At 67.9% G+C, this 11946-nt stretch carries 10 protein-coding genes; 6 read left to right on the top strand and 4 right to left on the bottom strand.

Annotated elements, in window-relative coordinates:
• Window positions 1-85: 85 nt before the first annotated feature.
• Window positions 86-3685 carry an indolepyruvate ferredoxin oxidoreductase family protein gene (locus I8J34_RS16825; protein ID WP_214362798.1) on the bottom strand — a complete coding sequence of 1200 codons (3600 nt, stop codon included), beginning with the start codon at window positions 3683-3685 and terminating at the stop codon, window positions 86-88.
• Window positions 3686-3798: 113 nt separating this feature from the next.
• Between I8J34_RS16825 and I8J34_RS16830 the strand changes: the two genes are divergently transcribed.
• Complete coding sequence (locus I8J34_RS16830; protein WP_214362799.1) at window positions 3799-4704, top strand: LysR family transcriptional regulator; 906 nt, start codon at window positions 3799-3801, stop codon at window positions 4702-4704.
• 80 nt (window positions 4705-4784) lie between these two features.
• Here the strand turns inward: I8J34_RS16830 and I8J34_RS16835 are convergent, their stop codons facing one another.
• From I8J34_RS16835 to I8J34_RS16845, 3 genes are read right to left on the bottom strand one after another with little or no spacing between them, the layout of a single operon-like run.
• Window positions 4785-6080: a ferredoxin reductase family protein gene (locus tag I8J34_RS16835; protein ID WP_214362800.1), complete on the bottom strand. Its 1296-nt coding sequence runs from the start codon at window positions 6078-6080 to the stop codon at window positions 4785-4787.
• A gap of 47 nt (window positions 6081-6127) precedes the next feature.
• Window positions 6128-6622: a diheme cytochrome c gene (locus tag I8J34_RS16840; RefSeq protein WP_214362801.1), complete on the bottom strand. Its 495-nt coding sequence runs from the start codon at window positions 6620-6622 to the stop codon at window positions 6128-6130.
• Between the two features lie 15 nt (window positions 6623-6637).
• Window positions 6638-7051, bottom strand: coding sequence for a DUF1924 domain-containing protein (locus I8J34_RS16845; protein ID WP_230411880.1), 414 nt, complete (start codon window positions 7049-7051; stop codon window positions 6638-6640).
• A 142-nt stretch (window positions 7052-7193) separates the two neighbouring features.
• On the opposite strand from I8J34_RS16845, the gene I8J34_RS16850 reads away from it, so the two are divergent.
• The 5 genes from I8J34_RS16850 (at window position 7194) to sufB (ending at window position 11823) form a co-directional block, all read left to right on the top strand.
• Entirely contained in the window at window positions 7194-7514 is a 321-nt protein-coding gene (locus I8J34_RS16850; RefSeq protein WP_214362803.1) for a PepSY domain-containing protein, read from the top strand.
• On the top strand, window positions 7514-8176 hold the full coding sequence (locus tag I8J34_RS16855) for a response regulator transcription factor (RefSeq protein ID WP_214362804.1): 663 nt from the start codon (window positions 7514-7516) through the stop codon (window positions 8174-8176). Before I8J34_RS16850 ends, I8J34_RS16855 begins: the two co-directional genes overlap by 1 nt.
• Window positions 8173-9558, top strand: coding sequence for an ATP-binding protein (locus I8J34_RS16860; RefSeq protein ID WP_230411881.1), 1386 nt, complete (start codon window positions 8173-8175; stop codon window positions 9556-9558). Before I8J34_RS16855 ends, I8J34_RS16860 begins: the two co-directional genes overlap by 4 nt.
• Before the next feature lie 317 nt (window positions 9559-9875).
• Window positions 9876-10340, top strand: a complete 465-nt coding sequence (locus tag I8J34_RS16865; RefSeq protein ID WP_230411882.1) for an SUF system Fe-S cluster assembly regulator — start codon at window positions 9876-9878, stop codon at window positions 10338-10340.
• 19 nt (window positions 10341-10359) lie between these two features.
• The gene (gene sufB / locus I8J34_RS16870) at window positions 10360-11823 is read left to right on the top strand and encodes a Fe-S cluster assembly protein SufB (protein ID WP_214362805.1); all 1464 of its coding nucleotides are present in this window, start codon (window positions 10360-10362) and stop codon (window positions 11821-11823) included.
• Window positions 11824-11946: the final 123 nt, after the last annotated feature.

Genomic DNA, 11946 nt, shown 5'->3' on the forward strand with positions numbered 1-11946 from the left:
GGGGGCGCCGAATGGATGCGGCACGCCCGCCGCCGTCACTTGTGGCGACTTGGGCGGGCGGGCCGCGATTCAGGGGTGGCCGGGATCAGGCCGCGGTCTTGCTCGTCGGGATGTGGCGCAGCACCTGGGCCTCGCCCAGCGTGGCCTTGCCTTCGAAGCGGGCCACCAGCGTCTTCTGCTGCTGGCGGGCATGCTCGACATAGCGCTCGCGCACATGGCCGAAGCCGCGCATCTGGTCCGGCAGGTTGGCCAGCTCGACCGCCGTTTCGTGGTTGCTCGGCTTGAGGCCGGCCAGCACGGTGTCGATCAGCGCTTCGTACTCGGCGATCAGCGCACGGTCCAGCTTGCGGTCGGCGCTGCGGGCGAAGGGGTCGAGCGCGCTGCCGCGCAGGTGGCGGAAGCGGGCCAGCAGGCGCATGGCCTTGAGCATCCACGGGCCGTAGCTGCGCTTCTTGAGATGACCGGTGGCGGCATCCTTGTCGGCCAGCAGCGGCGGGGCCAGGTGGAAGACGAGCTTGTAGTCGCCTTCGAACTGGTCTTCGACACGCTGGAGGAAGTCGCTGTCGGTGTACAGGCGGGCCACTTCGTACTCGTCCTTGTAGGCGAGCAGCTTGTAGTAGCCGCGGGCGACGGCTTCGGTCAGCAGCGTGATGCCCGGCGACACCGCCTCTTCGGCCTTGCGCACCTTGTTCACAAGCGCCAGGTAGCGCTCGGCATAGGCCGCGTTCTGGTAGGCAGTGAGCTGTTCCTTGCGACGCTTGATCACCTCGTCGACCGTGGTCGACAGCTGGTGGTGCGCCGGCACATGCGCGGGCTGGGCGGCCTTGGCGACCATGGCCATATCCACGGCCGCGGCACGGCCCCACTGGAAGGCGGTGATGTTGGCCTTGACCGCCGCGCCGTTGATCTCGATGGCGCGCACGATGGCCTCGCGGGTCAGCGGCACCAGGCCCTTCTGCCAGGCGTAGCCGAGCATGAACAGGTTGGTGGCGATGGCGTCGCCCATGATGGTGGTGGCCAGGTGCGAGGCGTTCAGGAAGTCGGCATGGTCTTCACCGACCGCGTCGGCGATGCGCGCTTCCATGCCGTCCTGCGGGAACTGCGGGTCGGGGTACTTCTGCACGTCGCCACTGCGCGCCTGGGCGGCAAAGCCGCGCACGAAGTCACTGGTGTTGCTCTTGTCGCTGTTGATCACCACGCGGGTGTGCCCGGCGCGCATCTTGGCGATGGACTCGTCCGAGGCGGTCACCACCAGATCGCAACCGATCACGGCGTTGGCCTCGCCGGCCGCCACACGCGCCGCGTAGAGCGACTCGGGCTTGTCGGCAATGCGCACATGCGACCACACCGCCCCGCCCTTCTGCGCCAGACCGGCCATGTCGAGCACCGACACCCCCTTGCCTTCGAGGTGCGCCGCCATGCCCAGCAGCGCGCCGATGGTCACCACGCCGGTGCCACCGACGCCGGTGATCAGCAGGCCCCAAGGCGCCGCCGTGCCCGGCAGCACCGGCTCGGGCAGCTTGGCGAACATCGTCTCGGCCGGGGTTGCGGCCTTGCCTTTCTTGAGCGCGCCGCCTTCGATGGTGACGAAGCTCGGGCAGAAGCCCTTGAGGCAGGAGAAGTCCTTGTTGCAGGACGACTGGTCGATGGTGCGCTTGCGGCCGAACTCGGTCTCGACCGGCATCACCGACATGCAGTTGGATTTCTCCGAGCAGTCGCCGCAGCCTTCGCACACCAGGTCGTTGATGACCACGCGCTTGGCCGGATCGGGGAATTTGCCGCGCTTGCGGCGGCGGCGCTTTTCGGCCGCGCAGGTCTGGTCGTAGATGATCGCGGTCACGCCGGCGATCTCGCGCAGCTCGCGCTGCACGGCGTCCAGCTCGTCGCGATGGCGGATCGGGGTGTGGTGCGGCAGGCCGACGTCGCCGGCGTACTTCTCGGGCTGGTCGGTGACCACCACCAGGTTGTGGATGCCCTCGGCCGCCAGCTGGCGGGCGATGATCGGCACCGAGAGCTGGCCGTCGTGCGGCTGGCCGCCGGTCATGGCGACCGCGTCGTTGTAGAGGATCTTGTAGGTGATGTTCACACCCGCGGCGATCGACTGGCGGATCGCCAGCAGGCCGGAGTGCATGTAGGTGCCGTCACCCAGGTTGGCGAACACATGCCGGGTTTCGGTAAACGGCGCCTGGCCGACCCAGGGTACGCCCTCGCCGCCCATCTGGCAGAAGGTCTGGGTCGATTCGGGCGACAGCCAGGTGGCCATGTAGTGGCAGCCGATGCCGGCCAGCGCCTTGGAGCCTTCGGGCACCTTGGTCGAGGAGTTGTGCGGGCAGCCCGAGCAGTAGTGCGGAATGCGCGCGATGGCGCGGTTCGGCTTGGCCAGCGCCGCCTCCTTGGCTTCGAGGAAGGCCAGGCGCGCGGCGATGCGCTCGGAGGTGTAGTGGCGGGCGATGCGCGCGGCGATGACACGGGCGATCATCGCCGGGGTCAGCTCGCCGGCCGCCGGCAGCAGCCATTCGCTGTGCGGCAGCGACCACTCGCCCTTCTCGTCGAACTTGCCGATCACGCGCGGGCGGGCCGACTCGCTCCAGTTGTAGAGCTCTTCCTTGATCTGGTATTCGAGGAACTGGCGCTTCTCTTCGATCACCAGAATCTCTTCGAGCCCCTCGGCGAACTCGCGCACGCCTTCCGCTTCGAGCGGCCAGACCATGCCGACCTTGTACAGGCGCAGGCCGATCTTGGCGGCCACGGCGTCATCGATGCCCAGGTCTTCCAGCGCCTGGCGCACGTCGAGGTAGCTCTTGCCGCTGGTGACGATGCCCAGGCGCGGGGTCGGGCTGTCGATGACGACCTTGTTGAGTTTATTGGCGCGGCAATAGGCCAGCGCGGCATACAGCTTGTGATGCAGCAGGCGCTTTTCCTGCACCAGCGGGGGATCGGGCCAGCGGATGTTGAGGCCGTCGGCCGGGATCGGGAAATCGGTCGGGATGACGGTCTCGACGGCGAAGGGATCGACGTTCACCGAGGCGGAGGTCTCGACGGTATCTGCGAGAGCCTTGAAGGCCACCCAACAGCCGGAGTAGCGCGACATGGCAAAGCCATGGATGCCCATGTCCAGGTACTCCTGGATGTCGGCCGGGGCCAGCACCGGCATCATCAGCGCCTTGAACACATGCTCGGTCTGGTGCGGCAGGGTCGAGGACTTGGCGGCATGGTCATCGCCGGCAATGGCCAGCACGCCGCCGAACTTCGAGGTGCCCGCCGCGTTGGCATGGCGGAACACGTCGCCCGTGCGGTCCACGCCCGGGCCCTTGCCGTACCACATGGCGAACACGCCATCGTACTTGGCGTTCGGGTCGAGATTGACCTGCTGGGTGCCCCACACCGCGGTGGCGGCGAGGTCTTCGTTGATACCGGCCTGGAACGTGATGTGGTTCGGTTCGAGGAATTTCTTCGCCCGCCAGAACTCATGGTCCACGTTGCCCAAGGGCGATCCGCGGTAGCCGCTGACGAAGCCGGCGGTGTTCAGCCCTGCGCGCTCGTCACGGGCCCGTTGCATCATGGGCAGGCGCACCAGCGCCTGGGTACCGTTCAAATAGACGCGGCCGCTGGGCAGCGTATATTTGTCGTTCAAAGTCACTTCGCGCAATGCGACCGCTTCTGCATCCTTGTGGGGTGCGTTCATCGACCGTCTCCTCCATCGTGTGGTCAGGGTCTTTATGTCGTTTCGCGAAATGATAGGAAGTCGATCGGCTATCGTAAAATCACAAGAATTCTATTCCGGTATCAAAAAAACGAATGGCAAGTGAGATCACGCTCCGCCAGCTGCGCTACTTCACCGCCGCCGCCGAAACCGGCCAGTTCTCGATGGCCGCGGCCAAGATGTTCGTCTCGCAGTCAGCCATCACCAACGCCATCCTGCTGCTCGAAGAGCGCCTCGGCGTGAAGCTGTTCGAGCGCCAGCCGCATGGCGTGGTGCTCACCGCCGAGGGCCACCGCTTCTACCAGCACGCGGGCAACATCCTCGACTCGGTGCAGGACGCCCTGCGCGAGCCGCGCTTCAGTGCCGACCACCTCACCGGCAGCATCCGCATCGCCGCCACCTACACCGTGCTCGGCTACTTCCTGCCACCGCTGTTCTCGCGCTTTCGCGCCACCTATCCGGATGTCGATCTCGACCTGCACGACATGAGCCGGCTCGAGGTCGAAGCCGCGGTCGAGGCCGGCGAGCTGGAGCTGGGCGTGGTGGTGCTGTCCAATGTCGAAAACCCGGCGCGCTTCGGCCACCATGTGCTGATGCGCTCGCGCCGCCAGCTGTGGGCCGCCGCCGGCCACCCGGTGCTGCAGACGCCCTACCCCTCGCTGGCCGACATCGCCGAGCATCCCTACATATTGCTCACCGTCGATGGCGGCGAGGAATCCAACCGCCGCTTCTGGCGCGACAACGGCCTGGAGCCGCGCGTGGCCTTCCGCACCAGCGTGATGGAAGCGGTGCGCGGCATGGTGGCGCACGGCTTCGGCGTCACCATCCTCAGCGACATGGCCTATCGGCCGTGGTCGCTGGAGGGCAAGAAGATCGAAGCGCGCCCCATCCTCGACGCCGTGCCGCACATGGAAGTCGGCCTGATCTGGCCCAAGGACGCCAAGCTGTCTGAACCGGCCGAGGCACTGCGCCAGTTCCTGATCCAGGCCTGCGGCAGCTGATCCGGGCGAATCACCGCCCCACCGTAGGGCCGGCTTCAGCCGGCCATGGCGGGTTGAAACCCGCCCTACGGAGGGACGCATCACCGCATCTCGAACGCCTCCTGATGGAAGCGCACCCGCCAGCGGCCGAGCTGCTTGCGCAAGGCGGCCCCGAAGGCCTTCGGGCCGCAGAACCACACGTCGGCCGCGCCGTTCACCTTCAGTTGCCCGGCGCTCAGCGGTGCTTCGCGATCCGTGCTGATCACTGTCAGACGCACCGCCGGCAGGCGTTCGCACAGCGCGGTCACACGAGCCACCAACGGGTCGGTGTCGCGGTTGCGCACGCAGTAATACAGGTCGGCCGCGGGCGCTGTCTCGGGCCTAGCCTGCAGGCGCTCCAGCCAGGCCAGGAAGGGCGTGACGCCCACCCCCGCCGCCACCCAGATCTGGCGCGCACCGCTGCGGGCACGGCGATAGTCGAAGCAGCCATACGGCCCCTCGACCGTCACCGCCTGCCCCGGTTGCACCCGGCGGGCCAGCGACTCGGTGTAGTCGCCCAGCGCCTTGATCTCGAAGCGCAGCCGCCCGTCGCCGGTGTCGGCGCTGGCAATGGTGAAGGGGTGCGGCCCTTCGAAGCGATCGAAGTTGAGGAAGACGAACTGCCCCGCCCGGTGCCCCGGCCAGCGCGGCAGCTGGCACACCACTTCGGTCAGCCCGGGGGCCGGCGTCGTCACCGCTTCGACGGTGCCGGCATGGCGGCGTCGCTGGCCGATGCGGCCGAGCAGCGCCATCAGCGCCGCGACCGAGCCGGCGGCGCCCATCGCTGCCAGCAGCCAGCCCACCGGTTGCGACCAATAGACCACCGGCGCCAGGAAGGCAGCATGGATCGCCAGCATCAGGTAGAGCACCGGCATGGCCTTGTGCAGGTAGCGCCACAGGTGGAAGGGGAAGCGCTTCCACAGCGTCAGCACCAGCATCGCCAGCAGCGCGTAGATGGCCCATTCGCCGAGTTCTTCGGCCATGTCGCGCAGCGCCTCGAAGACGCCGTCACCGTGTTCCTTGGGTAGCCGTCCGGCGCGGCCCCACAGCGCCTTGATGATGTCGTCGGACATCTCCACCATCCAGTGCAGCGCGGCGAAGCCGATGGCCAGGATGCCGGCCCACTTGTGGGTGCGGTACATCTTGTCGAGCCCGCCGAAGGCGCGCTCCAGCCACGCCGGGCGGGTCGCCAGCACCATCACCAGCGACATCAGCGAGAAGGCCCACAGGCCGGTGAGATACAGCGCCTGGTGACGCAGCATCCACGGCAGGCTGCCGGCGCCCTGGGCCGGCTCGGCGCCGGCCAGGGTCCAGATCAGGCCGACGCCGGCGATATAGAGGGCGAGAAAGGTTTTCATGACATTCGCCTCGTTCAATATCAGGTTACGCCCCGCGCAGCGGGGGCTCAATCGTCTTCGAAATAGCCGCGCTCGGCATCCACATGGCAGGCCACGCAATTGGCCTTGCTGGCCACCTCCTTGCGCGTCCAGTCACTGCGCGCCACTTCGCGGTGCTCGCGCACCCACTTGGGCAACTCGGTGATGCGCTGCGGCGCGGCCGCGGCGGAAACCCCGCGCAACCAGCGGTGCATGCCGCCATTGCCGGCGCTGTCGGCGGCATGGGCCATCAGATAGGTGTTGATCTGTCTGGCCGTGGCCGCATCGACACTGGCGTCATCCCCGAAGTGATTGTCCAGCTCGCCCATCACCTTCTGCCACGAGCGCGCCGGCAGCAGCCCGGCCGGAAAGGCCATGTGGCAGCCGCCGCACTCCTGGCGGGTCAGCGGATCGGTCACCGGCGGAAAGAACTCGTCGCTGCCGGCTTTCGCTCGGCTCAGCATCACAGCGCCGGCGGCAAACAGCACGGCGCCCACAACGATCGATCGAATCACGGTAGTCATCTCGGTCTCCCCGACTCATTGGGTCATCATGAAGGCGAGCCAGTCGCCCTTCTCGCGGGCAGTGCATTCGCGCCCGAGCACTTCGCGGCAGTTGCGGCGGAACCATTTCTCGACCTTGGCCGGCTCGGTGTAGCGCGTCGGCGCAACCGACACCGCCACCGGATCGATGGCCTTGCCGACCGGGGTGCGGCCCGCGGCGCGGGTTTTGTCACCATGGCAACTCGTGCAACTGGACGTATCCGGCTTGCCGCCGCCATGGCGGTCGCGATACAGCGCCTCGCCGCGGGTGGCCGAAAAACCGCCGAAGGCCGCGTCGTCCGCCTTGGCCTGTGCGGCATAGCCGGCGAGAATGTCGTCGCGGGGCGCGGCGTTGGCCGCCGGCATCGCGGCCAGGGCGGCCAGGAACATCACGATCAGGGGTCGCTGCATCATCGTCTCCTTGAGGCATGCACGGGATTCGTCATGGCTTGCAGTGTGCGCAGCGGCACCTGAATCGATCCTGAAGCCCGCATTCATCCGCCGTTCAGCTTCACCGGGGTAGAAAATGGGCATATCGACACGGAGACCCGCCATGAGACACCGGCGCTGGACACCTGCCCTGCTGCTGAGCTTTGCGCTGATCGCCCCTGCCCTGGCCGACAGCGACCATGACCGCGCCCGCCGCGCCCTCGACGCCGGCCAGGTGCTGCCGCTGCCGGCCATCCTGACGCGGGTCGCGCAGGACTATCCGGGCAAGGTGCTGGAAGTCGAACTGGAGGACGAAGACATGCGCTGGATCTACGAGATCAAGCTGGTGCAGCCCGACGGCCGGCTGCTCAAGCTCGAGGTGGACGCCGCCGACGCCCGCATCCTGAAAGTGCGGGGCAAGCGCCACGAACGGAGTCACCGCTGATGCGCATCCTCGTGGTCGAAGACGAACCCACCCTCGCCGGCCAGCTGGCCGATGCGCTGACCGACGCCGGCTACGCGGTCGACCGCGCCGACAACGGCCTCGACGCGCACTTTCTCGGCGATACCGAGCCCTTCGACGCCGTGGTGCTCGACCTCGGCCTGCCGCAGATGGACGGCCTCACCGTGCTCGGCAAATGGCGCAGCGCCGGGCGCACGATGCCGGTGCTGATCCTCACCGCGCGCGACGACTGGCACCAGAAGGTGGCCGGCATCGACGCCGGCGCCGACGATTACCTCACCAAGCCCTTCCACATGGCCGAATTGCTGGCCCGCCTGCGCGCCCTCATCCGCCGCGCCGGCGGCCATGCCAGCGCGCTGCTCGCCTGCGGCCCGCTGAGCCTCGACACCCGCAGCGGCCAGCTCACCGACGACGGCCGGCCGGTCTCGCTCACCAGCCACGAATACCGCCTGCTGGCCTACTTCATGCACCACCCGGGCAAGGTCATCTCGCGCACCGAGCTGACCGAACACCTCTACGCGCAGGACTTCGACCGCGACTCCAACACCATCGAAGTCTTCGTCGGCCGCCTGCGCAAGAAGCTGCCCGAGGGCATGATCGAGACCGTGCGCGGCCTCGGCTACCGGCTGGTCGCGCCGGCATGACGGCGACACCGCCGGTGCCCGCCCGCCCGGCCATGCACCGCTCGCTGCGCCTGCGCCTGCTCGCCGGCTCGCTGGTGTGGATCCTCGCCGCGGTGGCGATCACCGGCGTGCTGCTGGCCGACCTGTTCGGCCAGCATGTGCGCGAGCGGGTCGACGCCGAACTGCACGGCCACCTCGACCAACTCACCGCGCTCTTTGAAATCGCCCCGGACGGCACCGCAACGCTGCGCATGCCGCTGTCCGACCCGCGCCTGAGTCGCCCCTATGCCGGCCTGTACTGGCAGGTGGATGGCGGCCCGGCCGGCACCATCGGCCTGCTGCGCTCCCGCTCGCTGTGGGACACGGCCTTGAGCGTGCCGCCCGACACACTCGCCGACGGCGAGGTGCATGTGCACGATGTCGACGGCCCCGACGCCAGCCGCGTGCGCCTGATGGAGCGCCTGATCCGCCCCGCCGAACAGCCCGACACCGCCTACCGCCTGATCGTCGCCCTCGACACCCGCCAGATCCACGAGCCGGTCGAGGAGTTCGCCACCCTGCTGGCCATCGCCCTCGGCGTGCTCGCCCTCGGCCTGGGCGCCGCGGCGGTGCTGCAGGTCGGCATCGGCCTCGCCCCGCTCGGGCGCATGCGCCAGGCGCTGGGCGCCGTGCGCGACGGGCACACGCGCCGCCTCGAAGGCGACTACCCGCGCGAAGTGCAGCCCCTGGTCGACGAGCTCAACACCCTGCTGGCCCATGACGAAGCCATGGTGGAGCGCGCCCGCACCCAGGCCGGCAACCTCGCCCATGCGGTCAAGACGCCGCTGACCATCCTCGCCAACGCCGCCCGCAACGACCCCTCCGAACTGGCCCGCCTGGTCGACGAACAGGTCGGCGACGCGCGCCGCCAGGTCGACTACCACCTGGCCCGCGCCCGCGCGGCCGTGGCCGTGCAGCAGCCCGGCCTGCGCACGCCGCTGCGCCCGGTGCTGGACGGGCTGATCCGCGTCATGCGCCGCCTGCACGCCGAGCGCGATCTGCACATCGCGATGGCGGATGTCGCCGACACCCTGGCCTGCCGCGGCGACGCGCAGGACCTGCAGGAAATCCTCGGCAACCTGCTCGACAACGCCTGCAAGTGGGCGGCCCGCCAGGTCAGCATCACCGCCGCCACCGCCGACGGCCAGCTCGTCGTGCACATCGACGACGACGGCCCCGGCCTCGACGAGGCCCAGCGCAGCGCGGTGCTGGCGCGCGGTGTGCGCGCCGACGAGCACACGCCGGGCTCGGGCCTGGGGCTGGCCATCGCGCACGAACTGGCACGGGTCTACGGCGGCGACCTGCGCCTCGACATCTCCCCGCTGGGCGGCCTGCGCGCCACCCTGACGATGCCGTCGGCGTAGCCGCCGGACACCCAAAAACCCCAATACCAGAAAGGATTTCAGCCCGATCGCCCGGCACAGAAAAAGGGCATCGGCGAGTTGACATCTAAAATAGGACTAATATAGTCTTATTTAAACGCAACACCCGACGGAGAAACCCATGCCCCCCGCTCCGGCCCTCGATCGCCTGCTGACCGTTTCGGCCCGCTACTTCGGCCTTCCGCCGGAGACGGTGTCCATGCTCGTGGCGCACGGCGGAGCGGATCGCCCGGCCGCGGCAGCCCGTCGGCAGACCGATGATCGCCACCCGCTCACTGCGATGGGCGAAAGGAATCCACATGCTGCGCGTAAGTAAATTGACCGACTACGGCACGCTGGTGCTGACGCACCTGGCGAGCTTTCCCGAGCGCCTGTTCAGCGTCACCGAACTGGCGCAGGTGCTGCACTTGAACGCCCCGACCATCAGCAAGGTGCTCAAGGCGCTCGGCCGCCACGAGCTGGTCAGCAGCGTGCGCGGCGCCCATGGCGGCTATGCGCTGGCCCGCCCGGCGACCGAGATCAGCGTCGCGCAGATCATCGACGCGCTCGAGGACCAGCCCTTCGGCCTCACCGAATGCAGCGCCACCGCGGGCACCTGTGACATCGAAGGCGATTGCCGCATCCGGGCCAACTGGCAACGCATCAATGCCGTGGTGCGCCGCGTGCTCGACGACGTGAGCCTGGCCGACATGGTGCAACCCACGCCCCTGGCCACCGAGGCGCTGCTCCTCCGCCGCACCCCCGAACGCAAATCGACGCCGTAGCCCACAGGAGACGTCACCCATGAAAACCGCTACCGCCACCGCACCGGCCAACCGCCCGATCACCAACTTTCTCGACCAGGAATATTCCGCCGGTTTCGAGACCCTGCTGGAGGCCGACACCCTGCCCAAGGGCTTGTCGGAGGACGTGATCCGCGTGATCTCGGCCAAGAAGAAGGAGCCCGAGTTCCTGCTCGAATGGCGCCTCGAGGCCTATCGCCACTGGCTGACCATGACGCCGCCCAAATGGGCCGCGGTCAGCTTCCCGGAGATCGACTTCCAGGACATCGTGTATTACTCCGCGCCGAAGAAAAAGGACGGTCCGAAGAGCCTCGACGAGGTCGACCCCGAGCTGCTGAAAACCTTCGACAAGCTCGGCGTGCCGCTGCATGAGCGCGCACGCCTGGCCGGCGTGGCGGTCGATGCGGTGTTCGACTCGGTGTCGGTGGCCACCACCTTCCAGAAGGAACTGGGCGAGCACGGCATCATCTTCTGTTCCTTCTCCGAGGCGGTGCAGAAGCACCCGGAGCTGGTGCGCAAATACCTCGGCACCGTGGTGCCGCAGGGCGACAACTTCTATGCCGCGCTCAACTCGGCGGTGTTCTCCGACGGCTCCTTCGTGTTCGTGCCGAAAGGCGTCAAGTGCCCGATGGAGCTGTCCACCTACTTCCGCATCAACGCCCGCGACACCGGGCAGTTCGAGCGCACGCTGATCATCGCCGAGGAAGGCGCCTCGGTCAGCTACCTCGAAGGCTGTACGGCGCCGATGCGCGACGAAAACCAGCTGCACGCCGCCGTGGTGGAGCTGATCGCGCTCGACGACGCCAAGATCAAATACTCCACGGTGCAGAACTGGTACCCCGGCGACAAGGACGGCAAGGGCGGCATCTACAACTTCGTCACCAAGCGCGGCGACTGTCGTGGCGCGCGCTCGCACATCTCCTGGACGCAGGTCGAGACCGGCTCGGCGATCACCTGGAAATACCCCAGCGTGATCCTGCGCGGCGACGACTCGGTGGGCGACTTCCACTCGGTGGCGCTGTCCAACCATCGCCAGCAGGCCGACACCGGCACCAAGATGATCCACATGGGCCGCAACACCCGCAGCACCATTCTCAGCAAGGGCATCTCGGCCGGCCACGGCAGCAACACCTTCCGCGGCCTGGTGCGGGTCAGCCCCAAGGCCGAGGGCGCGCGCAACTACACGCAGTGCGACTCGCTGCTGATCGGCGACCAGTGCGCGGCCCACACCTTCCCGACCATCGAGGCGCGCAACCCCACGGCGCATGTCGAGCACGAGGCCACCACCTCGCGCATTGGCGAAGACCAGCTGTTCTACGCCATGCAGCGCGGCCTGACCGCCGAGGACGCGGTGTCGATGATCGTCAATGGTTTCTGCCGCGAGGTGTTCAAGGAACTGCCCATGGAATTCGCCGTCGAGGCGCAAAAACTGCTCGGTGTCAGCCTCGAAGGCAGCATCGGTTAATGGGGGCTGCCGACATGATTTTGAACATCGCGTTGCGCCCAAACAGCGCCCCAATACCCCACACCAAACGGCGGAGCGTCGTACGCTCCGACGAAGGCTACCACCCGGCATGCAGGCTGTTTG

Origin of the sequence: Denitromonas iodatirespirans, from assembly GCF_018524365.1 — a bacterium.
GTDB lineage: Bacteria > Pseudomonadota > Gammaproteobacteria > Burkholderiales > Rhodocyclaceae > Nitrogeniibacter > Nitrogeniibacter iodatirespirans.

Excerpts from the sequence above, each read along its gene's own strand:
- I8J34_RS16825 (WP_214362798.1), bottom strand. The coding sequence starts at position 3,685 with ATGAACGCACCCCACAAGGATGCAGAAGCGGTCGCATTGCGCGAAGTG.
- I8J34_RS16830 (WP_214362799.1), top strand. The coding sequence starts at position 3,799 with ATGGCAAGTGAGATCACGCTCCGCCAGCTGCGCTACTTCACCGCCGCC.
- I8J34_RS16835 (WP_214362800.1), bottom strand. The coding sequence starts at position 6,080 with ATGAAAACCTTTCTCGCCCTCTATATCGCCGGCGTCGGCCTGATCTGG.
- I8J34_RS16840 (WP_214362801.1), bottom strand. The coding sequence starts at position 6,622 with ATGACTACCGTGATTCGATCGATCGTTGTGGGCGCCGTGCTGTTTGCC.
- I8J34_RS16845 (WP_230411880.1), bottom strand. The coding sequence starts at position 7,051 with ATGCAGCGACCCCTGATCGTGATGTTCCTGGCCGCCCTGGCCGCGATG.
- I8J34_RS16850 (WP_214362803.1), top strand. The coding sequence starts at position 7,194 with ATGAGACACCGGCGCTGGACACCTGCCCTGCTGCTGAGCTTTGCGCTG.
- I8J34_RS16855 (WP_214362804.1), top strand. The coding sequence starts at position 7,514 with ATGCGCATCCTCGTGGTCGAAGACGAACCCACCCTCGCCGGCCAGCTG.
- I8J34_RS16860 (WP_230411881.1), top strand. The coding sequence starts at position 8,173 with ATGACGGCGACACCGCCGGTGCCCGCCCGCCCGGCCATGCACCGCTCG.
- I8J34_RS16865 (WP_230411882.1), top strand. The coding sequence starts at position 9,876 with ATGCTGCGCGTAAGTAAATTGACCGACTACGGCACGCTGGTGCTGACG.
- sufB (WP_214362805.1), top strand. The coding sequence starts at position 10,360 with ATGAAAACCGCTACCGCCACCGCACCGGCCAACCGCCCGATCACCAAC.